Origin of the sequence: Mycobacterium sp. DL, from assembly GCF_039729195.1 — a bacterium.
In the GTDB taxonomy this organism is placed as follows: domain Bacteria; phylum Actinomycetota; class Actinomycetes; order Mycobacteriales; family Mycobacteriaceae; genus Mycobacterium; species Mycobacterium hippocampi_A.
Genome location: NZ_CP155796.1, coordinates 4113935 through 4138299 on the forward strand (window position 1 = coordinate 4113935; position 24365 = coordinate 4138299).

Below are 24365 nucleotides of genomic sequence, written 5' to 3' on the forward strand. Positions count from 1 at the left end.
GCACGTCGTGACACCCCCCGATTCCCGCCCAGATGCCGGCGACCCCCGTGACGAGATCCACGACGATGTTCCCGAGCAGTTCCGGATCCGGCAGGCCAAGCGCGAGCGGCTGCTCGCCGAGGGGCGTGAGCCCTATCCCGCCGAGGTGGCACGGACCCACAGCCTGGCCGAGGTGCGCCAGGCTCACCCTGACCTGCCGGCCGACACCGAGACGGGTGAGCAGGTCGGCGTCGCCGGTCGAGTGATCTTCGCCCGCAACTCCGGCAAGCTCTGCTTCGCGACGCTGCAGGAGGGCGACGGGGCGCAGCTGCAGGTGATGATCAGCCTGGATCGGGTCGGGCAGGAATCGCTGGATGCCTGGAAGGCCGACGTCGACCTCGGCGACATCGTGTTCGTCCACGGCGACGTGATCAGCTCCCGTCGTGGTGAACTCTCTGTGCTTGCCGACTCCTGGCAAATGGCCTCCAAGGCGCTGAGACCGTTGCCGGTCGCTCACAAGGAGATGAGCGAGGAGACCCGGGTCCGGCAGCGCTACGTCGATCTGATCGTGCGGCCCGAGGCACGTACCGTCGCCCGGCAGCGGGTGGCGGTCGTGCGCGCGGTGCGCTCGGCGCTGGAGCGACGCGGATTCCTCGAGGTCGAGACGCCGATCCTGCAGACCCTGGCGGGCGGTGCGGCCGCGCGCCCGTTCGTCACGCACTCCAATGCACTCGACGCCGATCTGTTTCTGCGCATCGCACCGGAATTGTTTTTGAAGCGGTGCGTCGTCGGCGGGTTGGACAGGGTTTTCGAGTTGAATCGGGTGTTCAGAAACGAGGGTGCGGATTCGACCCATTCACCGGAATTCTCGATGCTGGAGACATATCAGGCCTACGGCACGTACGACGATTCTGCGACCATCACCCGTGACCTAATTCAGGAGGTCGCCGATGAGGCCATCGGAACGCGTCAGGTACCGCTGCCCGATGGCACCGTCTACGATCTCGACGGCGAATGGGACACCATTCAGATGTACCCGTCATTGTCGGATGCGCTCGGCGAAGAGGTCACTCCGCAGACGGGGGTGGACAGGCTTTGGCAGATTGCCGACGGCTTGGGTGTCGAGATTCCCCGCGACCGCGGTTATGGGCACGGAAAACTCGTCGAGGAACTTTGGGAATTCACCGTCGGTGACAAGCTCTGGGCGCCGACGTTCGTGCGCGACTTCCCGGTCGAAACCACCCCGCTGACACGCTCGCATCGCAGCATCGACGGCGTCACCGAGAAATGGGATCTTTATGTCCGGCACATCGAACTCGCGACCGGATATTCCGAGTTGATCGATCCGGTCATTCAGCGGGAAAGATTCGAGGCCCAGGCGCGGGCCGCGGCCGCCGGTGATGACGAGGCAATGCTGCTCGACGACGATTTCCTGGCTGCACTCGAGTATGCGATGCCGCCCACAACGGGTACCGGAATGGGGATCGATCGCCTCCTGATGGCGTTGACAGGTCTGTCGATTAGGGAGACGGTTTTGTTTCCCATTGTTCGTCGCCACGGCAACTGAAGCGCCACGATTCCTGCGTTGTTGAATGGACAGCCGCCGTGTGGCACATTGGATCGGGGGGTTTGGGTGTCGAACCCGGGAATTGAGCGCGTAGAGAAGGGCTGTGGGGTAAATGGCCAAGAAGGTCACCGTCACGTTGGTAGACGATTTTGATGGCGAAGGTGCTGCCGACGAGACGGTCGAATTCGGTCTCGACGGGGTGACCTATGAGATCGACCTCTCGGCCAAGAACGCAGCCAAACTCCGCAGCGATCTGAAGAACTGGGTGGACGCCGGTCGCCGTGTCGGTGGCAGGCGGCGAGGCCGTTCGGTCGGGACCGGCAGGGGGCGCGCGGCGATCGATCGCGAACAGAGTGCGGCAATCAGGGACTGGGCCCGCCGCAACGGTCACAACGTCTCGACGCGCGGCAGAATCCCCGCTGACGTCATCGACGCCTTTCACGCAGCAACCTAGTCGGCGATTGCCTGCACACTTCGGAGCGGAACCACCGTTCGCTGATGGCGAAGCGTTCGGGGCTGCACAGCGGAAACGAATCGCCTCCGCCCTGCGTTGCATGTGACAGCACCGGGTGTACGGGCACTGCACGCGTCGGTTCGTCGCTCCCGATCTTCGTCGGGTGGGACCTCCAGGCGGGGCACCCGGGGCTGCCGCCCATTAGAGTGGACGGCAGGTGCATAGCACTGGTTCGCAAACGCCGAGTGCGGGCACCTACCTATGCGATGGAGAGCAGGTAACCACGGATGTTCGAAAGATTCACCGACCGTGCACGTCGGGTTGTCGTGTTGGCGCAAGAAGAAGCCAGGATGCTCAACCACAACTACATCGGCACCGAGCACATCCTGCTGGGCCTCATCCACGAGGGTGAAGGCGTAGCCGCCAAGTCACTCGAGTCGTTGGGCATCTCGCTGGAGGGGGTGCGCAGCCAGGTCGAGGAGATCATCGGCCAGGGGCAGCAGGCTCCGTCCGGCCACATTCCTTTCACGCCGCGGGCCAAGAAGGTCCTCGAGCTGAGCCTGCGTGAGGCGCTGCAGCTCGGCCACAACTACATCGGCACCGAGCACATCCTGCTCGGCCTGATCCGCGAGGGTGAGGGTGTCGCCGCGCAGGTGCTGGTCAAGCTCGGCGCCGAGCTGACGCGGGTGCGTCAGCAGGTGATCCAGCTGCTGAGCGGCTACCAGGGCAAGGAGACCGCCGAAGCCGGAACCGGTGGGCGCGGCGGCGAGGCGGGTAACCCGTCCACGTCGCTGGTGCTCGACCAGTTCGGCCGCAACCTGACCGCCGCCGCGATGGAGGGCAAGCTCGACCCCGTCATCGGCCGCGAGAAGGAAATCGAGCGGGTCATGCAGGTCCTGAGCCGCCGCACCAAGAACAATCCGGTGCTGATCGGCGAGCCCGGGGTCGGCAAGACCGCCGTGGTCGAGGGCCTGGCGCAGGCCATCGTGCACGGCGAGGTGCCGGAGACGCTGAAGGACAAGCAGCTCTACACGCTGGACCTCGGTTCGCTGGTCGCAGGCAGCCGCTATCGCGGTGACTTCGAGGAGCGCCTGAAGAAGGTGCTCAAGGAGATCAACACCCGCGGCGACATCATCCTGTTCATCGACGAGCTGCACACGCTCGTCGGCGCGGGTGCCGCCGAGGGCGCGATCGACGCGGCCTCGATCCTGAAGCCGAAGTTGGCCCGCGGCGAGCTGCAGACCATCGGTGCCACCACCCTCGACGAGTACCGCAAGTACATCGAGAAGGACGCCGCCCTCGAGCGGCGGTTCCAGCCGGTTCAGGTCGGCGAGCCGACGGTGGAACACACCATCGAGATCCTCAAGGGTCTGCGCGATCGCTACGAGGCCCATCACCGGGTCTCGATCACCGACGGCGCGATGGTCGCGGCTGCCACCCTGGCAGACCGCTACATCAACGACCGGTTCCTGCCGGACAAGGCGATCGACCTGATCGACGAGGCCGGTGCCCGGATGCGGATCCGCCGGATGACCGCGCCGCCGGACCTGCGTGAGTTCGACGAGAAGATCGCCGATGCGCGCCGGGAGAAGGAGTCCGCGATCGACGCGCAGGACTTCGAGAAGGCCGCCAGTCTGCGGGACCGCGAGAAGACCCTCGTCGCTCAGCGTGCGGAGCGTGAGAAGCAGTGGCGCTCAGGTGATCTCGACGTGGTCGCGGAAGTCGACGACGAGCAGATCGCAGAGGTGCTGGGCAACTGGACCGGCATCCCGGTGTTCAAGCTGACCGAGGAGGAGACCACTCGGCTGCTGCGCATGGAGGACGAGCTGCACAAGCGGATCATCGGCCAGGAGGATGCCGTCAAGGCCGTCTCCAAGGCGATCCGGCGTACCCGCGCCGGGCTGAAGGATCCCAAGCGCCCGTCGGGTTCGTTCATCTTCGCCGGCCCGTCCGGCGTCGGTAAGACCGAGCTGTCCAAGGCGCTGGCCAACTTCCTGTTCGGTGACGACGACGCGCTCATCCAGATCGACATGGGCGAGTTCCACGACCGCTTCACCGCGTCGCGGCTGTTCGGTGCCCCTCCGGGCTACGTCGGCTACGAGGAGGGCGGTCAGCTCACCGAGAAGGTGCGTCGCAAGCCGTTCTCGGTCGTTCTCTTCGACGAGATCGAGAAGGCCCACCAGGAGATCTACAACAGCCTGTTGCAGGTTCTCGAGGACGGTCGTCTGACCGACGGCCAGGGCCGCACGGTCGACTTCAAGAACACCGTGCTGATCTTCACCTCGAACCTGGGGACATCCGATATCTCGAAGGCCGTCGGCCTCGGGTTCACCCAGGGTGGTGGCGAGAACAACTACGAGCGGATGAAGCAGAAGGTCAACGACGAGCTGAAGAAACATTTCCGCCCGGAGTTCCTGAACCGTATCGACGACATCATCGTGTTCCACCAGCTGACGACCGATCAGATCGTGCAGATGGTCGACCTGATGATCGGCCGGGTGTCCAAGCAGCTCAAGGCCAAGGACATGACGATGGAGCTCACCGACAAGGCCAAGTCGCTGCTGGCCAAGCGTGGGTTCGATCCGGTGCTCGGTGCCCGCCCGCTGCGTCGGACGATCCAGCGCGAGATCGAGGACCAACTCTCCGAGAAGATCCTCTTCGAGGAGATCGGTCCCGGCCAGATGGTCACCGTCGACGTCGAGAACTGGGACGGCGAAGGTGCCGGCGAGGATGCGGTGTTCACGTTCGTCGGCAACAGCAAGGCTGCCGCGAGCGTCGAGCCGGATCTGGCGTTGCAGGCCGGTACGCCGGGAGCAGCTGAGTAACCCCTACGACAGCACGGAGGCGGTCACCTGCGAGGGTGGCCGCCTTTGTGCATGTCAGCGGCCTCGGTATGTCAGGTGGTCACACCTCGTCGGGTCGTAGCACCGTCCGGTTCAATCTGCGCGACACCGCCGCGCCCCACGGAACGGTCAGGCGGGCACCGGCGAGCAGTTCGGCATCGCAGAGCAGGTCATGAGTGCGCCCGCGGCGCACCCCCCGGCCGCCCAGGATGACGGTCTCGTGCGACCAGGCCCATGCGACGTCGACGTCGTGGGTGGCCAGCACGACCGCGGTTCCCGCCTCCGACAGCGCGCTGAGTGTGCCCAGCAGATCCTCGACCGCCTGCGGGTCGAGCCCCGCGGTCGCCTCGTCGAGGAGCAGTACGCGCGGGCGCATGGCCACCGCACCGGCGATCGACACCCGCTTGCGCTGACCGAAGGACAAGTGGTTGGGGGTCCGGTCCGCAAGCTCGACGATGTCCAGTGCGGCCATCGCGTCGTCTACCCGGGCCACCACCTCTGTGCGGGGTAGGCCGAGGTTCGTCGGCCCGAACGAAACGTCCGCGCGCACCGTCGCGGCGACGATCTGGTCGTCCGGTTCCTGGAGCACCATCTGCACCCGGGTGCGCAGGCGGGTCCGGTCTGCCCGGGAGCCGGTGAGCGCCGTCCCGTCGAGCCGGAGCGTGCCGGTGGTCGGCTTCGTGAGACCGACGAGGATCCGAAGCAGCGTCGTCTTGCCGGAGCCGTTGGCCCCCAGCAACACGATCCGCTGGCCCGGCCGCAGCGACAGGTCCACACTGTCGAAGATCCTCGGCCCCCGCGGGAACGCGAACCCGACCTCTTCCAATCCGAGGACCTCGGGTTCGTCAGTCACGCACCACTCCAGGTCCTCCAGGTCAAAGTCGCCGTCACCGAGATCACGCCGAGCAGCGCAGCGGTCCCGGCGAGCCGGGCCGGGCGCGCCCGTCGGTCGTCGGTGAGCACTGCGGTCATGCCGGGTTCCGCGCGCAGCGACATCGCTTCCGACATGGCCCGGGCGCGGTCGGTGGCACGAACGAAGATCAGCGCGGATTGAGCGCCGATCACGGCGACGGCACCCCGCGCGTCCCTCATGCCGAGGCGCAGCCCGACCGCCTCCCTGCATGCACGGGCCGATTGCACGAAGATGCCGACGAGTCGGTACGTCAGGTCGGCGACATGGCACAGCGAGGCGGGCACACCCGCCCGGCGAGCCAGGTCGAGCAGGTCTGCCATCAGTGTCGTCACCGCCAGGCCGATGGTCGCGGCCGACGCGGCGATCGCCCGCAGCACGGTGTCGACGGCGAGGTCCACACCGCCGGGCTCCAGATGCGGCCCGCCGTGCAGGCTCACCGCGATCGGCACCGATCCCAGCGCGATGAACAGGACCGGGCCCAGCAGCGCGAGCAGGAACAGGCGCGCCGACACCCGGGCGTAGGCGAGCGTCGCCACCACCGTTGCGAGAAGCACGAGGGGCGCCCCGGTGCGCGGTGGCAGCACCATCGCACACAGGAGCAGCCCTCCGTAGAGGCAGACCTTCTCCACGGCAGGGTCGGTCGACCACCGGTTGTGGGCCGCGCTGATTTCGAGGGGGTTCACGGGTGCGGCTCAGTCGCCGCCGCGTTCCCCCTCGGCGGCTCGGGCCGACGGTGCAGGGGCCGCGATCGGGGGGATCGACTCCTTACGTCCACGGTTGCGGCCTGCATACCACCCGATCCCGCCGCCGAGGATGATGCCACCGAGTCCGGCCTGGAGCGCGAACAGGCCGGACTCGACCTCGCCCGGTAGCTCGCCGACTAGCGGGGAGAACCACGGCTCGTAGTCCTCGTTGATTTCGGTGATCACCTCTTCTGCCTGCCCGTCGGCGCCGCCGAACTCGGCGTCGGCGTCGGCGGCGTAACCGTAGAACAGCGATCCGACGGTGATCGCGACGGCGAGGACCAGAAGTGAGATCGCCAGCAGGACCGTGGTGCGCCCTTCCGAGCGTGGTTTGTCATCTCGGGTGCTCATGTCAGACCCCCTCACGATCGCCGATGCGGTGCTCGTCGCCGGCCGGCATTTCCTTGTTCTTGAGGAAGCCCAGGCTCAGAAGCTCCGACGAGGCGACCTGCATCAGCACGCGGACGACGACGACGGTGATGAGTCCCTCGACGATCGCCAACGGGACCTGGGTGATCGCGAAGACGCCCATGAACTCGGCGAGGCTCTCCCAGAAGCCGCCCACCGAGGACGGAAATGCCAGTGCCAGTTGGATACTCGTGACGATGTAGGTCACGAGGTCGGCGACGAAGGCCAGCGCGAACACCGCGGGCAGCACCCCGACCCCGACCCTGCGGAGAAAGAAGAACACCGCGAAGCCGGCCCAGGGCCCTGCGATCGCCATCGAGAACGCGTTCGCGCCGAGCGTGGTGATGCCGCCGTGTGCGAGTAACAGCGCCTGGAACAGCAGGACGATCGTCCCCAGAAAGGCCATCACCGGCGGTTTGAAAATGGCGGTCCCGAGTCCGGTCCCTGTGGGGTGCGAACTCGACCCGGTTACCGAGGGCAGTTTGATCGCAGACATGACAAACGAGAACGCGCCGACCGCGGCGAGCAGCGGGCCTGAGGACGGATGGGTCTTGACGGTGACAACGACCTGCCTGGCCCCGTAGACGACGAATGGCGCGGCCGCGATGGTCCAGGCCACCGCGTGCACCGGGGGTAGGAACCCCTCTGCAATATGCATGATTCTGACGTGTACCTTTCCGCCCAGCACCTCGTAGGCATTGTCAATCGGTGCCGCGGTCGGTCTCCTGGCTCACGGGTCCACCGGACCACCTGAGGTGGGCCGGTACGCCGGTGTCCGCCTTCCCACTCGCGCCGGAGGCGCAAGCAGTGGCATGGGTGGACACTGACTTCCCGTTCACAGTGGCGAGGGCCGCCCCGGTTTCACACCGGGTTCCCGTACACCGCAGCAGACGGAGTGTACCTCCGGGCGAGGCTGACCCGGGGCTTCGGGATCAGGGCTTCGGGATCAGGGTGAACGCCTGGGTGACGATCGACATCAGCCACGCGGCCGCGGTCTGGCTGCGGTACTCCGGCCAGTTCGCCTGCAGGCTCACCACCCAGGGCTGTCCGGCGCGGTCGACGGCGTACCAGCTGAAGGTCAGATCGCCGGGCAGGTTGCCCGCCTTGGCTCCGACGTAGGGCCACTCCTGCTGGTCGAGGTCGATTCCGCGGACCGCCGACAGGATGTCTCTGACCGGCGCGGCCTCGCCCACCGCCGCCGTCTGGAGCGCGGCGTGCAGGCGGCAGATGTCGGCGGCGCTGCCGTACCACTCGGCGCCGATGCCCGATGCCGGCGTGTGGGTGCGGTGCGGATCCGGTTCGTAGGGGCGGGAGTTCGTCTGCTGGAGCAGTTGCGCGCGGCCCTGCGGCGACGCCTGCTTCCACTGCTCGCGAAGGTCGGGTTCACCCCAGCCGACCGAGAACAGTTCGTGCATGGTCGGGAACGGCGTCATGCTCGCGGGGTCGTGGTGGCCGGCGGCAACCAGCGCGCGCTCGATGGCGCCGGGTCCCAGCCGGGCGATCAGCAGATCCGTCGCCATGTTGTCGCTCGCCGAGATCATCTGCTGCGCGGCGTCGCGGACAGTGACCGTGGAGCCGGGGGGCAGGTCGTCGAGTTCCGGTGAGCCGACTGCCTTGGCTTCCTCGGTGATCGTCAGCGGGTCGGACCACTGCACCGTGCCCGCTTTCACCGCATCGGCGACGGCGAGCAGCACATACAGTTTGAAGATCGACGCCAGAGGCAGCGACAGGTCGGTGTTGGTGCCGGCCACCTTGGTGCACCGGCCGTCGGTCACCTTCGCGATCTGATACGAGTACCGCGCGCCGGACCTGGTCAGCTCGGCGTCGATGTCGCTCCAGTCATCGATCACCGGCGGCACGAGTGACACCTGGAAGCGATCGACCATCCCGGTGGTGTCATCGGTGTGCAGCTCGATGGTCTGGGGCACGTCGTAGGAGGTGAGCACGTCCAACGTGGCGTGCCCGGCCCCGATGTCGACGTTGGTGACGGTGAACGGCCGATCCCACCACATCCGGTCCAGCGTGACGCCGACATGTTCGACGGCCTGCGGAGCGGCCAGCGTGCGCACGCCGTTCTCGCCGATCGGCCAGTCGCTGTTGAGCATGTCCATGGTCTGCTTGGCGCGCAGACCCTGAGGTGTGTTGATCTGGATGGGCACGCCGTGGGCGGCGTCGGTGGGCGCAGGTCGCGACGTGGCACATCCGCAGGCCAGGGCTGCGACGAGGACGAGCGCGACCGTCAGCGTGGTCGCTCGGTGCCGAGCCCGGTCTGCCTCACGCCGAGGCGTCGGTCCCCGCAACGTCGAGTACAACTTCGAACTCCAACAGTGATGCGCCAGTGGCGACCGGATTTGCGCGCTGACCGGCATGGGCTTCGGCGGCGGGCCCGGCCGCCCATGCCTGGAACGCTTCGTCGGATTCCCACTGAGTGACCACGAAGTAGCGGTTTTCGCCTTTGACCGGCCGCAACAATTGGAAGCCGAGGAAGCCGGGCTGGTTGTCGACGGCGTGTGCGCGGTGGGCGAACCGCTTTTCCAGTTCCGGACCGGCGTCGGGCGGAACCTCGATCGCATTGATCTTCACGACGGGATTTTGGCTAGGCACGGTGATCAGGCTACCGCCTGCTCTGGGCATGATGAGGCCATGGATTCCGATCCCGGCGTTCTGCTGACCGGTCACGGCGGGTCCGGCCCGCCGCTGGTGCTGGTGCACGGGCTGATGGGCCGGGGCAGCACCTGGTCGCGTCAGCTGCCGTGGTTGGCCCGGTGGGGCGAGGTCTTCACCTACGACGCGCCGTGGCACCGCGGCCGAGGGGTGGACGACGGATTTCCCATCTCGACCGAGCGTTTCGTCGCTGATCTCGGCGACGCGGTCGAGGCGCTCGGCAGGCCCGCCATCCTGGTCGGGCATTCGATGGGGGCGCTGCACTCCTGGTGTCTGGCTGCGCGGTGTCCGGAGATGGTCGCCGCCGTCGTCGTCGAGGACATGGCTCCCGACTTCCGGGGACGGACCACCGGGCCGTGGGAACCGTGGGTGCATGCGTTACCCGTGGAGTTCAGCACCGCGCAGCAGGTGTACGACGAATTCGGTCCGGTGGCAGGCCAGTATTTCCTCGAGGCCTTCGACCGCACCGCCACGGGTTGGCGCCTGCACGGCGACCCGGCCCGCTGGATCGAGATCGCCGCTGAGTGGGGGACTCGCGACTACTGGAGCCAGTGGCAGTCGGTGTCGGTGCCCACCCTGTTGCTGGAGGCCGGGAACTCGGTCACTCCGCCGGGACAGATGCAGTCCATGGCCGACACCGGGTCCGCGACGACCTATCTGCAGGTGCCCGGCGCCGGGCACCTGATCCACGACGACGCGCCGGGGAAATATCGGGGGGCGGTCGAGACGTTTCTATCGACGGTCACCCGCGGCGCCTGAGCTCGGCCACGACGGCTGCTGCTCGAAGCGAGTGCGGATGGCGTCCGGGTCGGGTTGGGCACGGTAGTAGCCACGATCCTCGAACAGCGGGCCGCTCATCGGGGCGGAGATCCGGAACTGGTCGAGGTGCAGTCGGAGCGAGCCCGAGCTGTGAGCCGTCCGGGCGAGCAGCGCCGCGAGAGCGAATGGCGAGAGAAGGATCAAGGCGATCAATGCGGTACTCATGGCAGTAATAGTGCGGTCAGATAACATCATGCCAACAGTGGCAGAAGCGACACTCTTCGATAAGATGCTGCCATGTCACTGAAGAGTGTGTCCGCGCTGGTGCTCGACGGGCTTGCGGTTTTCGAGTTCGGCGTCATCTGCGAGGTATTCGGCATAGATCGGTCCGCCGACGGGGTCCCCAACTTCGAATTCAAGGTCTGTGGACCCGAACCGGGCAAACCGTTGCGGACGTCGGTCGGGGCGACGATCATCCCCGATCACGGACTCGACGACCTGATCGGCGCCGATCTGGTCGCCATCCCCGCCATCGGTGGCGGCAGCTACTCCGAGGAGGCCCTCGAGGCCATCCGTCGGGCCGCCGCGTCCGGGTCGATCATCCTCACGGTGTGCTCGGGCGCGTTCGTCGCAGGCGCCGCCGGCCTACTCGATGGACGCCCCTGCACCACCCATTGGATGCACGCCGATGCACTCGCAGCGATGTATCCGACGGCGAAGGTGGACCGCAACGTGTTGTTCGTCGACGACGGGAACCTGATCACCAGCGCGGGCACGGCAGCGGGAATCGACGCGTGTCTGCACCTGGTCCGTCGCGAACTGGGCAGCGAGGTGACCAACAAGATCGCCCGAAGGATGGTGGTTCCGCCGCAACGCGACGGCGGTCAGCGCCAGTACATCGAGCAGCCGATCCCGTTGCGGTGTTCGGAGAGGTTCGCGCCCCACCTCGACTGGATCCTGACCAACCTGGAGAAGCCGCACACGGTGGCCACGCTGTCCCGGCGTGCGCACATGTCGGCGCGGACGTTTGCGCGCCGCTTCGTCGAGGAGACGGGACGGACACCGATGCAGTGGGTGACCGACCAGCGGGTGCTGTTCGCCCGTCGGTTGCTCGAGGAGACGACGCTGGACGTCGACCGGATCGCCGAACAGTCAGGGTTCGGCACCGCGACGCTGCTGCGTCACCACTTCCGCCGGGTCATCGGCGTCACGCCGTCGGACTACCGGCGACGGTTCAACTCCGTCGGGGTCGACATGGCAGATGCCGTCGCGACTGCCTGACACATGTTGGAGCGCAACATGATCGGCGCGCTGCCCACGTCTCGGTGACCCGGAGCCGCTAACACCCGCGGGTGCTGTCCACAATGACCGTCATGACCGTCAGTCGGCCTCGCCGGCCAGCGCGAACCGGCCGTCTGCGGTCTGCTCCACCAACCCGTCGACGAGCAGTGAATCGAGCGCGCGGTCCCGCTGGGCGGTGTCGGTGGTCCACGCCAGATCGAGCTCGGCGCGGCTGACGGGAAAAGTATTGCCGCGCAACACATCGAGCAGCCGACCACGCACCTGACGATCGGTGCCGGCATACCGTTGCGTCCGGCGGGGGGTGCCGGTTCCCGCCGGGAACCCCAGCGATCGCCACGTGCAGTGACTCAGCGGGCACACTCCGCACCGCGGTGCGCGGGCCGTGCACACCGTCGCACCGAGTTCCATCACGGCGACCGAGAACTGCGGTGCGGTGTCGTCATCGGGGAGCAGCCTGGCGACGTCGTCTAGGTCGCGGGGCGACGGCGAGCCCGCATCCTCGCGGCCGTGCACCGCCCGGGCGATCACCCGCCGGACGTTCGTGTCGACGACCGGGACCCGTTGCCCGTAAGCGAAACACGCGACGGCGCGGGCTGTGTAGGTTCCCACGCCGGGCAGGGAGAGCAGGGTGTCGACGTCGTCGGGAACCACATCCGCGTGCTCGACGGCGATCATCGTCGCGCATTCGTGCAACCGTTTGGCCCGCCGCGGATAGCCGAGCTTCCCCCATGCCCGCAGGACGTCGGCCGCGCTCGCGGCCGCAGTCGCCGACGGGGTGGGCCAGCGGGCGATCCAGTCCAGCCAGATCGGTTCCACCCGTGCCACCGGGGTCTGCTGCAGCATGAACTCACTGACCAGGATCTGCCACGCGGAGACCCCGGGACGCCGCCACGGCAGATCCCGCTGGGCATGGGCGTACCAGCCGAGCAGTTCACCCGAATCGATCATCGAGGCCCGCTCGGGCAGAATGACGGCCATGCCCAACACAAGCCCGTTGACCGCTTGGAAAGCACTCAGAGAGGGTAACGAGCGGTTCGTCGCCGGTAAGGCCGAGCATCCCAGCCAGAGCATCGAGCACCGGGCGAGCCTGGCAGCGGCCCAGAAACCCACCGCCGTGGTCTTCGGATGCGCCGACAGCCGGGTGGCCGCCGAGATCATCTTCGACCAGGGCCTCGGCGACATGTTCGTGGTGCGCACCGCCGGGCACGTGGTCGACAGTTCGGTGCTCGGCTCCATCGAGTACGCCGTCACCGTCCTGAAGGTCCCGCTGATCGCGGTCCTGGGCCACGACAGCTGCGGCGCCGTCGGCGCGACCCTGGCTGCCCTCGACAGCGGTGAGGTGCCTGGCGGTTATGTCCGCGACGTGGTGGAGCGGGTCATCCCCTCGATCCTGTCGGGCCGTCGCGACGGCCTCAACCGCATCGACGAATTCGAGGCCAGGCACGTGACCGAGACCGGCAAACAGCTGCTGAGCAGGTCGACGGCGATCGCCGAGGCGGTGCGCTCGGGGGACCTGGCCATCGTCGGCCTGACCTACCACCTGGCCGACGGACAGGTGGTGCTGCGCGACCATATCGGTGAGATCGGCGAAGGCTGAGGCGCGACACGCCGGGCAACCTCGAACGACCCGGCGTGACCTGGCCTTACCGTGAACATGTGCTGGATCTAGAACCGCAGGGCCCGCTGCCCACCCAGATCTACTGGCGACGCAGGGCGCTGGCGCTCGGCCTCGGTGTGCTCGTCATCGGGGTGATCGCCGCGATCGTCGCAGTTGTCGTGATGAACAGCACCAGCTCCGAGCAGCCGACCGCGAACGAGTCGTCCGCCCAGGAAGCAGCCGCGCCCACGCCGCTGCCGGGGGAGAACCCCGAGGTCAAATCGCCTGTCCAGCCGCCGGCCCAGGATGCTCCGCCGCCGACTCCGACGCCGACCGCTGCCGTCGTGCCGCCCCCGATCCTGCAGGAGGGGGACGACTGCCCGGACTCCACGCTGGCGGTCAAGGGCATCACCAACGTGCCGCAGTACGTCGTCGGCGATCAGCCGAAGTTCACGATGGTCGTCACCAACATCGGCCTGGTCGCCTGCCAGCGCGACGTCGGCGCGGCCGTCCTCGCCGCGTATGTGTACTCACTGGACAACCAGCGGCTGTGGTCGAACCTGGACTGCGCGCCGTCCAACGAGACGTTGATCAAGACCTTCCAGCCCGGTGAGCAGGTCACGACTGAGGTGACCTGGACCGGGATGAGCTCGGCTCCCAACTGTCCGCTGCCGCGCCAGCCCATCGGGGCGGGCACCTACAACCTGGTAGTCCAGCTGGGCAACCTGCGCTCTGCGACGGTGCCGTTCACCCTCGCGGATTCGGCTCTCCAGCCGGGTCAGGTACCGGTCGAGGGGGCCCCGCACCTGGGAACTCCCGGTCCGGTCGGCTGACCGGAAGCCCTACGCCAGCCGGTCGGCGATCGTGGACTCGGCGAGCTGAGAGAGACCCTCTCGAATGTGGCGCGCCCACATCGAGCCGATGCCCTCCACCGACTGCAGATCGCTGGCGCTGGCCGCGAGCAGCCCCTGAAGTGAGCCGAAGGAGCGCACGAGCAGATCCACGTGCGCGAACTGCAGTCTCGGGATGCCCGCCATGGCGCGATAACCGCGCGACGCCATCGCCGAATCCTGGGCCTCGGCGGTCGACGGATAACCGAACACCCTTGCCAGCGTGGTGAAGTCGAGCAGCTCCCCGTCGGACAATCCGTCGAGTTCGTCGAGGGTCGCGCTGACCTGAGCGGCCGTCGGCGGCTCGGGATTGGCGTGGTAGTCACGCACGATCAGCTCGCGGTCGGTGTCGTTGTCACCGACCAGCTCGTCGAGCTGCAGTTTGAGCTGCCGCCCGTCGGTGCCCAACTCGACGACGTCGGAGTCGAGCTCCAGGCTGATCCGTCGCACCATCTCCAGGCGCTGGACCACCGTCATCACGTCGCGCAGCGTCACGAAGTCCTCGATCTCGGCGGTCGAGAGTTGCCTGCCGACCTCTTCGAGGCGGGTCTTGTAGCGCTCCAGGGTGTCGATGGTCTGGTTGGCGCGGGACAGGATCGTCGCCGACTCGGGCACCACGTGGCGCTCGCCGGCCACGTAGACGGTGACGATGCTCATCGAGTGGCTGACCGAGATCACCGGATATCCGGTCTGGATCGCCGTGCGCTCCGCGGAGCGGTGCCTGGTTCCGGACTCCTCGGTGGGGATGGACGGGTCGGGCACCAGCTGGACGTTGGCCCGCAGGATCCGGCTCCCGTCGCTGGAGAGCACCACCGCACCGTCCATCTTCGACAGCTCGCGCAGCCGGGTGGGCGCGTAGCGGACGTCCAGCGAGAACCCGCCGTCGCAGATGGTCTCGACGCTGTCGTCGTAACCGATGACTATCAAGGCGCCGGTTCTGCCGCGCAGGATCCGCTCCAGGCCGTCGCGCAGTGCGGTTCCGGGCGCCAGCCTGGCGATGGTCTCCCGCAGCGTCGGCCGGGCCAGTTGCACCACCGTTCGACCCGTCCGTCCGGTCGACTTCACGGCCATGTGTTCCCCACGAATCGATCGTCGATCTGCCCCGACATATGTCAGTTCGCGCCATTCTGGCTGATCCGGCGCAGAGCCTGCAACGCCGAGGTGATGTCGTCGGCGGAAACCACCCGCAGCCCGGGCGGCGCGGTGGTCACCCCGGCGGGCACCACCGCGACGGTGAACCCGAGGCGGGCGGCTTCGGCCAGCCGGCGGTCCATGCCGGTCACCCGCCGCAGGTCCCCGGCCAGCCCGACCTCACCGATCGCCACCGCTGTCGTCGGCATCGCCAGGTCGGTGAAGGCGGACGCGATCGCCAGCGCCACAGCGAGGTCCGACGACGAGTCGGTCAACCGCATGCCACCCACCGTGGACAGATAGATGTCGTTGGCTCCGACCGGGAGCCTGGCCCGTTTCTCCAGCACCGCGGTGATCATCGCGGCGCGTGAGGAGTCGATGCCGCTGACCGCGCGTCGTGGGCTACCGCTGGCCGGTGAGCCGATCAGCGCCTGCACCTCGCCGATCATCGGGCGCTTGCCGTCGAGCGTCACCGTCACGGCGGTGCCCGACACCGCCTTGGGTCGTTGGTCGAGGAACAGGCCGGAGGGATCGGATACACACTCGATTCCGTTGTCGTGCAACAGAAAACAACCCACCTCGTCGGCGGCGCCGAAGCGGTTCTTGACACCGCGCACCATGCGCAGTGCCGAGGAGCGATCACCCTCGAAATGCAGCACGACGTCGACGAGGTGTTCCAGCGAGCGGGGCCCGGCGATGGCACCGTCCTTGGTGACGTGTCCGACGAGCAGTATCGCCACGCCTGAGGTCTTCGCCGTCATCGTCAGCGCGGTGGTCACCGCCCGGACCTGGGTGACCCCACCGGTGACGCCGTCGACCTCGGCGGTGGACATCGTCTGCACGGAGTCCACGACGACAAGTGAAGGCTGCACGGCCTCGATGTGGCCGAGAGCAGTCTGCAGGTCCGACTCGGCGGCCAGGTAGACCTCGTCGTGCGAGCAACCGGTGCGCTCGGCCCGCAATCGGATCTGGCCCGCCGACTCCTCCCCGGACAGATACAGCGCCCGCCGACCCGTCTGCGCCCATCGGTGGGCGACCTCGAGCAGCAGCGTGGACTTGCCGACCCCCGGGTCGCCTGCCAGGAGCGTGACCGATCCGGGCACCAGGCCACCACCGAGAACGCGGTCCAATTCGCTCACGCCGGTGTGGAAGTGGCGGGTGGCTCCGGGATCGATCGAGCTGATCGGCACCGCGGGCGAGGTGGGTGTGACCGCCCGCCTGGTCGCCGACGCGGTGCCCGCCGTCAGAGTGACCTCGTCGACGGTGCCCCAGGTGCCACAGTCGGGGCAGCGGCCGACCCACTTCGCGGTGACGTGGTGGCACTCCGAACAGCGGTACTGCGAACGCGTTTTCGAACTTGCCCGGGTCACGCGGTGACCGTAACCGCCGGGGCCGACAGAACCTCAGCGATCGGCGCCGTGTCGGGCGTCGACGCTGCGGGTTGGCCTCAGTGGCCGCCGCCCGAGGACCCGCCGGAATGGCCGGATTCGACCGGATGGTCACGACGCGGTGCCTCGCCCGCGGAGATCGGCACGCCGACCGTCGTCTCACCGGCCTTCTCGAAGGTGAACGTGAAGTCGTACGTCAGTCCGTTGGTGATGGGCTCGGACAGCGCCACGGTGGCCTGGGCGGTGTCCACCGGCTCGACGTTCTCCAGCGCCGCGAGCTCGCCATCGGGTTTCCCGACCTTGAGCGAGCCGCTGACCGGAACAGCGGTATCACCGGACAACGTCACGGTGCCGACATCGGAGGTGATCGAGACGAGTTCGTCGGCAACATCGGGCGAGGCATTGGCGGCGACGAAGACCAACTCCACATCCTGACCCTCTTGGACGTAGTCGGTGGTCTGGACCGCGTACAGGTGGATGTTGCGCAGTGCGATCGGGCCGAGCAGGGCGCTCACGCCGTTGATCGCGGGTTCCTGGGTGGCGGTCTGGGCGACCTGGCCGGCGCTGCAGGCGCTCAGCAGGAAGGTCGCGGCCACGCCGCACGCCGCCAGAGCGGGGACCGACCTGCCGTGTGCACGCGTGCGCCGTTCGAAGGGGTTCACTGGGGCCTCCTGCTCGGCCGACGGGGCGACATGCGTGCCGGTCACTAGGGTTCGACTATGCAGAGTAGTAGGTGACCGGTGCGCGCGGTAGCGCAGGGGCGAACCGTCTCGCGGACAGCCGGTTCCGGACGTCGGCGACTGCGTGACAGCTACCGCGACGCCGGCGCGAAACACCCCCGGTCTTGCATGGATTCGGTGGCATGTCAACCCCTGGTCCGCACCTTCTGTGCCCCTGACCTGCATAGTTGATCCGCACCCCTTGGCGGCCCGTGTTAACATCGAGGGGTGAAAGGGGCTCGAAACTGATGATTTTTAAGGTCGGAGACACCGTCGTCTATCCACACCACGGTGCTGCGTTGATCGAGGCGATCGAAACCCGGACCATCAAGGGCGAGCAGAGGGAATACCTCGTCCTGAAGGTCGCCCAGGGAGATCTCACCGTTCGGGTACCCGCTGACAATGCCGAGTACGTGGGTGTGCGCGATGTCGTCGGACAGGAGGGCCTCGACAAGGTCTTCCAGGTGCTGCGCGCTCCGCACACCGAAGAGCCGACCAACTGGTCACGCCGGTACAAGGCCAATCTCGAGAAGCTTGCTTCCGGCGACGTGAACAAGGTTGCCGAGGTTGTCCGTGATCTCTGGCGTCGTGACCAGGAGCGTGGGCTGTCGGCCGGCGAGAAGCGGATGCTGGCCAAGGCCCGGCAGATCCTGGTGGGCGAGCTCGCGCTCGCCGAGAACGTCGAAGACGAGAAGGCTGCGACCATTCTCGACGAGGCACTCGCCACCGCCTCCTGAAGGCAATGATGTCGATCCCGAGAATCGGGCTCGGCACCGACGTACACCCCATCGAAGCCGAGCGTCCGTGCTGGCTGTTGGGCTTGCTGTTCGAAGACGCCGACGGTTGCGCCGGCCACTCCGACGGCGACGTTGCCGCCCACGCCCTGTGTGACGCACTGTTGTCCGCAGCAGGCCTGGGCGACATCGGGGAGGTCTTCGGGACCGACCGTCCCGAGTGGCGCGGGGTCAGTGGAGTGGACATGCTCCGGCATGTGCACTCACTGGTGACCGGTGCAGGCATGCGGGTGGGCAACGCCGCGGTACAGGTCATCGGCAACCGCCCGAAGATCGGTCCGCGACGCGCCGAGGCGCAACAGCTGCTCTCCGATCTCCTGGACGCTCCCGTGTCGGTGTCCGCGACCACCACCGACGGCCTCGGCCTGACCGGCCGTGGCGAGGGCCTGGCGGCGATCGCCACCGCACTCCTGACAGCCGATGTGGTCGGCGATGACGAACAGGCCTGATCTGGCCGGTAAGCTGGCCCGTCGTGACCGAACGCCCCGCATCAGTGATGCGGCTCTATGACACCTTGTCTGGCGGTGTGCGCGATTTTGCGCCACTGCGGCCCGGCCACGTCTCGATCTACCTGTGCGGTGCGACGGTGCAGGGCCTACCTCACATCGGCCACGTCCGCAGCGGCGTGGCGTTCGACGTACTGCGCCGCTGGCTGACCGCCAAGGGTTTTGACGTCGCGTTCATCCGCAACGTCACCGACATCGACGACAAGATCCTGCACAAGGCCGCCGATGCGGGACGGCCGTGGTGGGAATGGGCGGCGACCTACGAGCGTGCGTTCACCGCTGCGTACGACGCGCTGGGGGTGCTCCCGCCGTCGGCAGAGCCCAGGGCGACCGGCCACATCACCCAGATGGTGGAACTGATCGCGAATCTGATCGATCGGGGACACGCCTATGCCGGGGACGGCGATGTGTACTTCGACGTCGCGACACTTCCCGACTACGGCAAGCTCTCCGGGCACCGGCCCGACGACGTCCACCAGGGTGAGGGTGTCGCGACCGGCAAGCGGGATCAGCGCGACTTCACTCTGTGGAAGGGCGCGAAACCGGGCGAGCCGTCGTGGCCGACGCCATGGGGTCGCGGTCGGCCGGGCTGGCATACCGAATGCGTCGCGATGTGCGAGGCGTACCTCGGCGCAGAGTTCGACATCCACGCTGGGGGGATGGACCTGGTCTTCCCGCACCACGAGAACGAGATCGCGCAGGCCGAAGCTGCCGGTGACGGGTTCGCGCGGTTCTGGCTGCACAACGGCTGGGTCACCATGGGTGGCGAGAAGATGAGCAAGTCATTGGGCAATGTCCTGGCGATACCTGCTGTGCTGCAACGGGTTCGCGCAGCAGAGCTGCGTTACTACCTGGGCAGCGCGCATTACCGGTCGATGCTGGAGTTCTCCGAGAACGCCCTGCAGGACGCGGCGAAGGCATACGCCGGGATCGAGGATTTCCTGCACCGGGTGCGCAGCCGCGTCGGGGCGGTGGCACCGGGGGAGTGGACGGCGAAGTTCGGCGCGGCGCTGGACGACGACCTTGCGGTGCCCGCCGCGCTCGCCGAGGTACATGCCGCACGTGCTGAAGGCAATCGGGCTCTGGATGCCGGAGACCACGAGACAGCGTTGACCCAGGCGATGTCGATCAGGGCGATGATGGGGATCCTCGGTGCCGATCCGCTCGACGAACGCTGGGAGTCGCGCGACGAGACGTCGGCAGCGCTGGCGGCGGTCGACGTGTTGGTGCAGGCTGAGGTACGCAGGCGTGCCGAGGCCAGGGCAAGCCGCGACTGGGCGGAAGCCGACGCGATCCGCGACCGGCTCAAGGAGGCGGGCATCGAGGTCACCGACACCTCTGACGGCCCGCAGTGGTCACTGTCGGACGGGACGGACAAGTAATGGCGGGCAATTCCCAGCGGCGAGGCGCGGTGCGCAAGTCCGGTACCAAGAAGGGGCCGACGGTCGGGTCGGGCGGCGTCCGGCGTCGTGGGCTGGAAGGCAAGGGCGCGACACCGCCGGCGAGTCAGCGGCCCCACCACCCGGCGGGCAAGCGCGCCGCTCAGGCCGCCCGCAAGCAGCAGGGCAGGCACAAGAAGACCGATGAGACCGAGATCGTCCTCGGCCGGAACCCGGTTCTGGAGTGCCTGCGCGCCGGAGCGCCGGCGACCGCGCTGTACGTGGCGCTGGGAACCGACTCCGATGAACGGCTCACCGAAGCTGTGCAGATCGCGGCCGACAAGGGGATCTCGATACTCGAGGTGCCTCGCCACGACCTGGATCGGATCGCGGCCAACGGCATGCACCAGGGCCTGGCCCTGCAGGTGCCGCCCTACAACTATGCCCATCCTGACGACCTGCTCGCCGAGGCGAAACGTGAAGCGGCCCCGCCGCTTCTGGTGGCGCTGGACAACATCTCCGACCCGCGCAACCTGGGGGCCATCGTCCGGTCGGTCGCGGCGTTCGGCGGACACGGCGTGCTGATCCCGCAGCGCAGATCGGCGTCGGTGACCGCGGTGGCGTGGCGCACCAGCGCCGGGGCGGCGGCGCGGTTGCCCGTGGCGCGGGCGACGAATCTGAATCGTACGCTCAAGCAGTGGGCGGATTCAGGTCTGCAGGTTGTCGGCCTCGATGCCGACGGGGACACCGCGATCGACGAGATCGCCGGCGACGGACCGATCGTGGTCGTGGTCGGGTCGGAGGGCAAGGGATTGTCGCGGCTGGTGCGGGAGAACTGCGATGCCATCGTGTCCATCCCGATGGCCGGTCCCACCGAGTCGCTCAATGCGTCGGTCGCGGCCGGCGTCGTGCTCGCCGAGATCGCCCGGCAGCGCAGGACCTAGATCCCGAAGATCTGGACTCCCGCCCACAAGCCGAGAACGGCCGCGACCAGCACGGCGGGTGTGGTGAACAGCCCGACCCGGCTGAACTCGACGAAACCGGCACTGCCGTCGGTCATGTCGCGGCGCACCACTGTTCGCCACAGCAGGTTGGCCAGCGAGCCCACATAGGTCAGGTTCGGCCCGATGTTCACCCCGATCAGCACCGCGAGCACCGCGGCGGGACCGGCTGCGGTCACCAGCGGCAGCAGCACCAGCACGGCTGGGAGGTTGTTGACGACATTGGACAGTACCGCGGCCACGGCGGCGATCCCGAGCAGCGCGAGCAGGCCCTGTCCGTCGGGAATCACCTGCTGCATCACCGATTCCAGCCCGCTGTTCATCACCGCGGCGACCACGACGCCGAGGCAGAGCACAAAGGCGAGGAAGGGGATGTCGAGCGCGGCGACGATCCGACCGGCGGACGTGTGGCCGCGGGCGAGGCCGCGGACACCCAGCACCAGAGCTCCGGCCATCGCAGCCCACGCCGGTGAGAAGCCGAGAAGGGACGTGACGGCGAAGCCGACGAGGGTCAGGCCGAGCACGCTGAGGGCGAACTTCGGCACCTCGATCGGCTCCACCGGCGCATCCCGGCGGGGGTGCACTGCCAGGTCCTTGGCGAAAAGCCAACGTAGCAAGATGAACTCGACGGCAATGGCGGCAAGCCAGGGCAACGTCATCACGGCGGCGAAGTGCACGAATGTCAACCCGGCAGCGCTGAACGCCAGCAGGTTGGTGAGGTTGGACACCGGCAGCAGAAGAGACGCGCTGTTGGCCAGATGTGCGGTCGCGTACGCGTGCGGTCGGGCCGGAACGGCGAGGGTGCGCGCGGTGGCCAGCACGACCGGTGTCAGCAGCACCACGGTGGCGTCCAGGCTGAGGATCGCGGTCACCGCGGCGGCGATGGCGAATACCGAAGCCAGAAAACGGTTCTGGCTACCCGAGGTGGCTCTGGCCATCATCAGGCCGGCTGCGCGGAACAGTCCCTCGTCGTCACACAGCCGCGCCAGGACCAATACCGCGGCGAGGAATCCCACCACCGGCAGTAGCCGGCCCACTTCGGCCGTCGCCGCGGGCCAGGAGATCGCGCCGGTGGCGAGGACCAGCGCCGCCGCCGGTACCGCCACGATCGCCTCGGGCCATCCGTGCGGCCGGATCAGTGCGAATCCGAGCACCGCGACGAGCGCCAGCAGCGCGAACGTCAGCTCCATGGATCGGCGCGTTGCCAGAGCGTGGGCAAGTGCAACTGCACGCTGTCCTCGGCGGCCAGCCGGGTCAGCACTCGCATCGAGACGTCCAGATCGTCGACGGCGTACGGTATCGCGCGCAGCGGCTTGTCCAGCGGGCGGAAGAAGTCGTCCCAGTGGATCAGTACGACCCTGCGGGCGCCGACCATCCGCACGGTCTGTGTCCAGTACTCGGTGAGGTAGCTCTGCGGCTGGAGTCCCAGTTGCCCGACTCCCAGGTAGACCACGTCGGCACGCCGGCCGGTCAGCGCGCCCGGCACGAAGCCCGCGCTACCGACGATCAGCAGCGCCCGGCCGGTGGGTCGGTGGTCCAGAAGCATGGACCATGCCTCGCCACATCTGTACGCCGACACCTTGGCCGGGGGGACGACCGGTGCTGTGATCGCGCCGGGAAAGCGATCCGGCGGGCAGTGGCTGCCCTCGATCAGCGTGATGTCGAAGTTGCCCACGGTCACCGGCTCGCCCGACTCGACGGTGTCGACACGATCAACACCGTGGCCACGCCCGATGAAGGCCGCGGACGCACCGCCGAGCAGTCGGGCACCGGTCAACCCGGCAACCACCGCGGAGTCCATTGCATGGTCGAAGTGGGTGTGCACGGGAACCACCGCGTCGAGGCGGTTCACTCCGAGCTGTGACAGGGCTGAGTCGATACGTGCGCGCGATGAGACCAGTGGACGTGCGGCGACGCTGAGAAGTCCTGGCCGGGAGAAGAATCCGTCGGTCATGACCGCTGAGCTGCCGTCGTCGACGAGTAGCGTCGTGACGCCTCCCCACGCCACCGACAGCGGGGTCGCCTGGGAGGCCTCGGGTAGGTCGAAATGAGAACTGTAGCCGCTCAGGTCGGGCCGGCCGAGCTTCAGACGCATGGAGCCACCCTAGGGTGTGCGCGCCGCCCTGACGCTGTGCGTCCCCGCGATGGCGGCGCCGAGGCAGGCAGCGGCGACGGTGCCCGCGAACCATGGGAACACCGAGGCGAGATCCCACTGCGTCGCCGCCCACCCCGCGATGAGCGTGGGCACGGCCATCGCGGTGTACGCCAGCAGATAGAAGGCCGACATCGTCTCGCCACGGCGGTCGGCGGGCACGACGTCGGACAGGTGCCGCAGCGACCCGCCGAAGCCGAGGCCGAACGTCACGCCGAGCAGCGCGGCGGCGACGAACACCAGCTGCCACTGATGGCTCAGTAGCACCGGAATCGTCAGCAGCAGCGACACCGCCATTCCGACGTCACCGATGATCGCCGAGTATCTCGCCGGGAGCCGGGTCGCGGCGAGCTGGGCGAGTGCGGCGGCGAACGCGGTGAGGCCGACGACGCCGCCACCGAAGACGAGATTGTCGATGTGGGTCTGCCTGGCGGCCAGCGACGGGTACAGCGACAGCAGTACCCCGAGCACGGACCAGGACGCCATGACACCGAGCGCCGAGAACCAGAAGTCGCCACGGATCTCTTGCGGCACGGCAGGTTTGGCGATCCGGATCGGACCGCGGGTGCGTGCGGTGTGGGGTTCGCGCAGCGCCACCAGGCCGACACCGACGATCAGGCAGATCACCGCGACCACCGCGTAGGGCGTGCGCAGTGGGTGGGGTGCGTACTGGGCCAGCAGCGCCGAGCCCAGGATCGCGACCGTCATCCCGATGTTGAAGCTGACACCGCTGAGTTGGCCCGACCGCACTCCGTGATCCGGTCGCAGGTCCAGCAGTGCCGCCGCTCCGGCCACGACGATGGAACCGACCGCGGCACCGTGGATGGCGCGCGCGAACAGCAGCATCGCCATGCTGTCGGCGATCAGGAACACGCCGAGGCCGACCAGCAGTGCCGCCAGCGCCCCGAGGAGCACCGGCTTGCGGCCGACCACGTCGGAGATCTTGCCGGACACCAGGACTGCGGCGAGCGCCGCCACGGCGTAGACCGCGAAGACGACGGTGGTGGCGAGAGGGGAGAGGTGCCAGTTCGCCTCGTAGACGCCGTAGAGCGGCGCGGGTATCCCGGAGACCCCGAGCGCTACGCCGCTCAACACCAGCAGAAGTGGGTAGGCCCACCATTGCGTGTCGTTGAGCGAACGGTCGAACGCCACCATCGCAGTGTCACTCCCCGGTCG

At 67.8% G+C, this 24365-nt stretch carries 25 protein-coding genes and 1 riboswitch; of the genes, 11 read left to right on the forward strand and 14 right to left on the reverse strand.

Annotated elements, in window-relative coordinates:
- Positions 1-55 precede the first annotated feature (55 nt).
- From lysS to clpC1, 3 genes are all read left to right on the forward strand, one after another.
- Positions 56-1546 (forward strand): lysine--tRNA ligase, encoded by a 1491-nt coding sequence (gene lysS / locus ABDC78_RS19640; protein WP_178361931.1) that lies wholly within the window; start codon positions 56-58, stop codon positions 1544-1546.
- A 112-nt stretch (positions 1547-1658) separates the two neighbouring features.
- Entirely contained in the window at positions 1659-2000 is a 342-nt protein-coding gene (gene lsr2 / locus ABDC78_RS19645; protein WP_178361547.1) for a histone-like nucleoid-structuring protein Lsr2, read from the forward strand.
- Between the two features lie 287 nt (positions 2001-2287).
- Complete coding sequence (clpC1, locus tag ABDC78_RS19650) at positions 2288-4825, forward strand: ATP-dependent protease ATP-binding subunit ClpC (RefSeq protein WP_178361548.1); 2538 nt, start codon at positions 2288-2290, stop codon at positions 4823-4825.
- Between the two features lie 79 nt (positions 4826-4904).
- Here the strand turns inward: clpC1 and ABDC78_RS19655 are convergent, their stop codons facing one another.
- The 6 genes from ABDC78_RS19655 to mhuD all read right to left on the reverse strand — a co-directional run bounded on the left by ABDC78_RS19655 (position 4905) and on the right by mhuD (position 9541).
- Positions 4905-5696 (reverse strand): ABC transporter ATP-binding protein, encoded by a 792-nt coding sequence (locus ABDC78_RS19655; protein WP_178361549.1) that lies wholly within the window; start codon positions 5694-5696, stop codon positions 4905-4907.
- A complete protein-coding gene (locus ABDC78_RS19660) occupies positions 5693-6439 on the reverse strand; it encodes a CbiQ family ECF transporter T component (protein ID WP_178361550.1) in 747 nt (248 codons plus the stop codon). Before ABDC78_RS19660 ends, ABDC78_RS19655 begins: the two co-directional genes overlap by 4 nt.
- Before the next feature lie 9 nt (positions 6440-6448).
- Positions 6449-6850: an energy-coupling factor ABC transporter substrate-binding protein gene (locus ABDC78_RS19665; RefSeq protein ID WP_178361551.1), complete on the reverse strand. Its 402-nt coding sequence runs from the start codon at positions 6848-6850 to the stop codon at positions 6449-6451.
- A gap of 1 nt (position 6851) precedes the next feature.
- On the reverse strand, positions 6852-7565 hold the full coding sequence (locus ABDC78_RS19670) for an energy-coupling factor ABC transporter permease (RefSeq protein ID WP_178361552.1): 714 nt from the start codon (positions 7563-7565) through the stop codon (positions 6852-6854).
- Between the two features lie 39 nt (positions 7566-7604).
- A riboswitch (cobalamin riboswitch) is annotated at positions 7605-7808 on the reverse strand.
- Between the two features lie 31 nt (positions 7809-7839).
- Positions 7840-9207, reverse strand: coding sequence for a serine hydrolase (locus tag ABDC78_RS19675; RefSeq protein ID WP_178361932.1), 1368 nt, complete (start codon positions 9205-9207; stop codon positions 7840-7842).
- On the reverse strand, positions 9182-9541 hold the full coding sequence (gene mhuD, locus ABDC78_RS19680; protein ID WP_178361553.1) for a mycobilin-forming heme oxygenase MhuD: 360 nt from the start codon (positions 9539-9541) through the stop codon (positions 9182-9184). Before mhuD ends, ABDC78_RS19675 begins: the two co-directional genes overlap by 26 nt.
- 9 nt (positions 9542-9550) lie before the next feature.
- On the opposite strand from mhuD, the gene ABDC78_RS19685 reads away from it, so the two are divergent.
- Positions 9551-10330: an alpha/beta hydrolase gene (locus ABDC78_RS19685; RefSeq protein ID WP_178361554.1), complete on the forward strand. Its 780-nt coding sequence runs from the start codon at positions 9551-9553 to the stop codon at positions 10328-10330.
- Here the strand turns inward: ABDC78_RS19685 and ABDC78_RS19690 are convergent.
- On the reverse strand, positions 10304-10555 hold the full coding sequence (locus tag ABDC78_RS19690) for a hypothetical protein (RefSeq protein ID WP_178361555.1): 252 nt from the start codon (positions 10553-10555) through the stop codon (positions 10304-10306). The two genes, ABDC78_RS19685 and ABDC78_RS19690, sit on opposite strands and share 27 nt — an antisense overlap.
- A gap of 72 nt (positions 10556-10627) precedes the next feature.
- Between ABDC78_RS19690 and ABDC78_RS19695 the strand changes: the two genes are divergently transcribed.
- The gene (locus ABDC78_RS19695; RefSeq protein WP_178361556.1) at positions 10628-11611 is read left to right on the forward strand and encodes a helix-turn-helix domain-containing protein; all 984 of its coding nucleotides are present in this window, start codon (positions 10628-10630) and stop codon (positions 11609-11611) included.
- Positions 11612-11710: 99 nt separating this feature from the next.
- Here ABDC78_RS19695 and ABDC78_RS19700 read toward each other — a convergent pair whose 3' ends face one another.
- Entirely contained in the window at positions 11711-12610 is a 900-nt protein-coding gene (locus tag ABDC78_RS19700; RefSeq protein ID WP_347133153.1) for an A/G-specific adenine glycosylase, read from the reverse strand.
- On the opposite strand from ABDC78_RS19700, the gene ABDC78_RS19705 reads away from it, so the two are divergent.
- Both ABDC78_RS19705 and ABDC78_RS19710 read left to right on the forward strand, forming a co-directional pair.
- Positions 12609-13229, forward strand: a complete 621-nt coding sequence (locus tag ABDC78_RS19705; RefSeq protein ID WP_178361557.1) for a carbonic anhydrase — start codon at positions 12609-12611, stop codon at positions 13227-13229. The two genes, ABDC78_RS19700 and ABDC78_RS19705, sit on opposite strands and share 2 nt — an antisense overlap.
- A 59-nt stretch (positions 13230-13288) precedes the next feature.
- Positions 13289-14062 (forward strand): hypothetical protein, encoded by a 774-nt coding sequence (locus ABDC78_RS19710; RefSeq protein ID WP_347133154.1) that lies wholly within the window; start codon positions 13289-13291, stop codon positions 14060-14062.
- Between the two features lie 9 nt (positions 14063-14071).
- Here ABDC78_RS19710 and disA read toward each other — a convergent pair whose 3' ends face one another.
- The 3 genes from disA to ABDC78_RS19725 form a co-directional block, all read right to left on the reverse strand.
- Positions 14072-15154 carry a DNA integrity scanning diadenylate cyclase DisA gene (disA, locus tag ABDC78_RS19715; RefSeq protein ID WP_347133524.1) on the reverse strand — a complete coding sequence of 361 codons (1083 nt, stop codon included), beginning with the start codon at positions 15152-15154 and terminating at the stop codon, positions 14072-14074.
- Positions 15155-15231: 77 nt separating this feature from the next.
- Positions 15232-16620 (reverse strand): DNA repair protein RadA, encoded by a 1389-nt coding sequence (gene radA / locus ABDC78_RS19720; RefSeq protein ID WP_178361560.1) that lies wholly within the window; start codon positions 16618-16620, stop codon positions 15232-15234.
- A 77-nt stretch (positions 16621-16697) separates the two neighbouring features.
- Positions 16698-17300 (reverse strand): hypothetical protein, encoded by a 603-nt coding sequence (locus ABDC78_RS19725; protein WP_347133155.1) that lies wholly within the window; start codon positions 17298-17300, stop codon positions 16698-16700.
- A gap of 305 nt (positions 17301-17605) precedes the next feature.
- On the opposite strand from ABDC78_RS19725, the gene ABDC78_RS19730 reads away from it, so the two are divergent.
- The 4 genes from ABDC78_RS19730 to rlmB are packed head-to-tail and all read left to right on the forward strand — an operon-like array spanning position 17606 to position 20980.
- Positions 17606-18094 carry a CarD family transcriptional regulator gene (locus ABDC78_RS19730; protein WP_178361561.1) on the forward strand — a complete coding sequence of 163 codons (489 nt, stop codon included), beginning with the start codon at positions 17606-17608 and terminating at the stop codon, positions 18092-18094.
- Between the two features lie 5 nt (positions 18095-18099).
- Entirely contained in the window at positions 18100-18600 is a 501-nt protein-coding gene (ispF, locus tag ABDC78_RS19735; protein WP_256736411.1) for a 2-C-methyl-D-erythritol 2,4-cyclodiphosphate synthase, read from the forward strand.
- A gap of 23 nt (positions 18601-18623) precedes the next feature.
- The gene (gene cysS, locus ABDC78_RS19740; RefSeq protein WP_347133156.1) at positions 18624-20039 is read left to right on the forward strand and encodes a cysteine--tRNA ligase; all 1416 of its coding nucleotides are present in this window, start codon (positions 18624-18626) and stop codon (positions 20037-20039) included.
- On the forward strand, positions 20039-20980 hold the full coding sequence (rlmB, locus tag ABDC78_RS19745; RefSeq protein ID WP_178361563.1) for a 23S rRNA (guanosine(2251)-2'-O)-methyltransferase RlmB: 942 nt from the start codon (positions 20039-20041) through the stop codon (positions 20978-20980). Before cysS ends, rlmB begins: the two co-directional genes overlap by 1 nt.
- Here the strand turns inward: rlmB and ABDC78_RS19750 are convergent.
- The 3 genes from ABDC78_RS19750 to ABDC78_RS19760 are packed head-to-tail and all read right to left on the reverse strand — an operon-like array spanning position 20977 to position 24344.
- A complete protein-coding gene (locus ABDC78_RS19750; RefSeq protein WP_178361564.1) occupies positions 20977-22227 on the reverse strand; it encodes an SLC13 family permease in 1251 nt (416 codons plus the stop codon). The genes rlmB and ABDC78_RS19750 overlap by 4 nt on opposite strands.
- Complete coding sequence (locus ABDC78_RS19755; protein ID WP_178361565.1) at positions 22218-23132, reverse strand: MBL fold metallo-hydrolase; 915 nt, start codon at positions 23130-23132, stop codon at positions 22218-22220. Before ABDC78_RS19755 ends, ABDC78_RS19750 begins: the two co-directional genes overlap by 10 nt.
- 9 nt (positions 23133-23141) lie before the next feature.
- Complete coding sequence (locus tag ABDC78_RS19760; protein WP_178361566.1) at positions 23142-24344, reverse strand: MFS transporter; 1203 nt, start codon at positions 24342-24344, stop codon at positions 23142-23144.
- Positions 24345-24365: the final 21 nt, after the last annotated feature.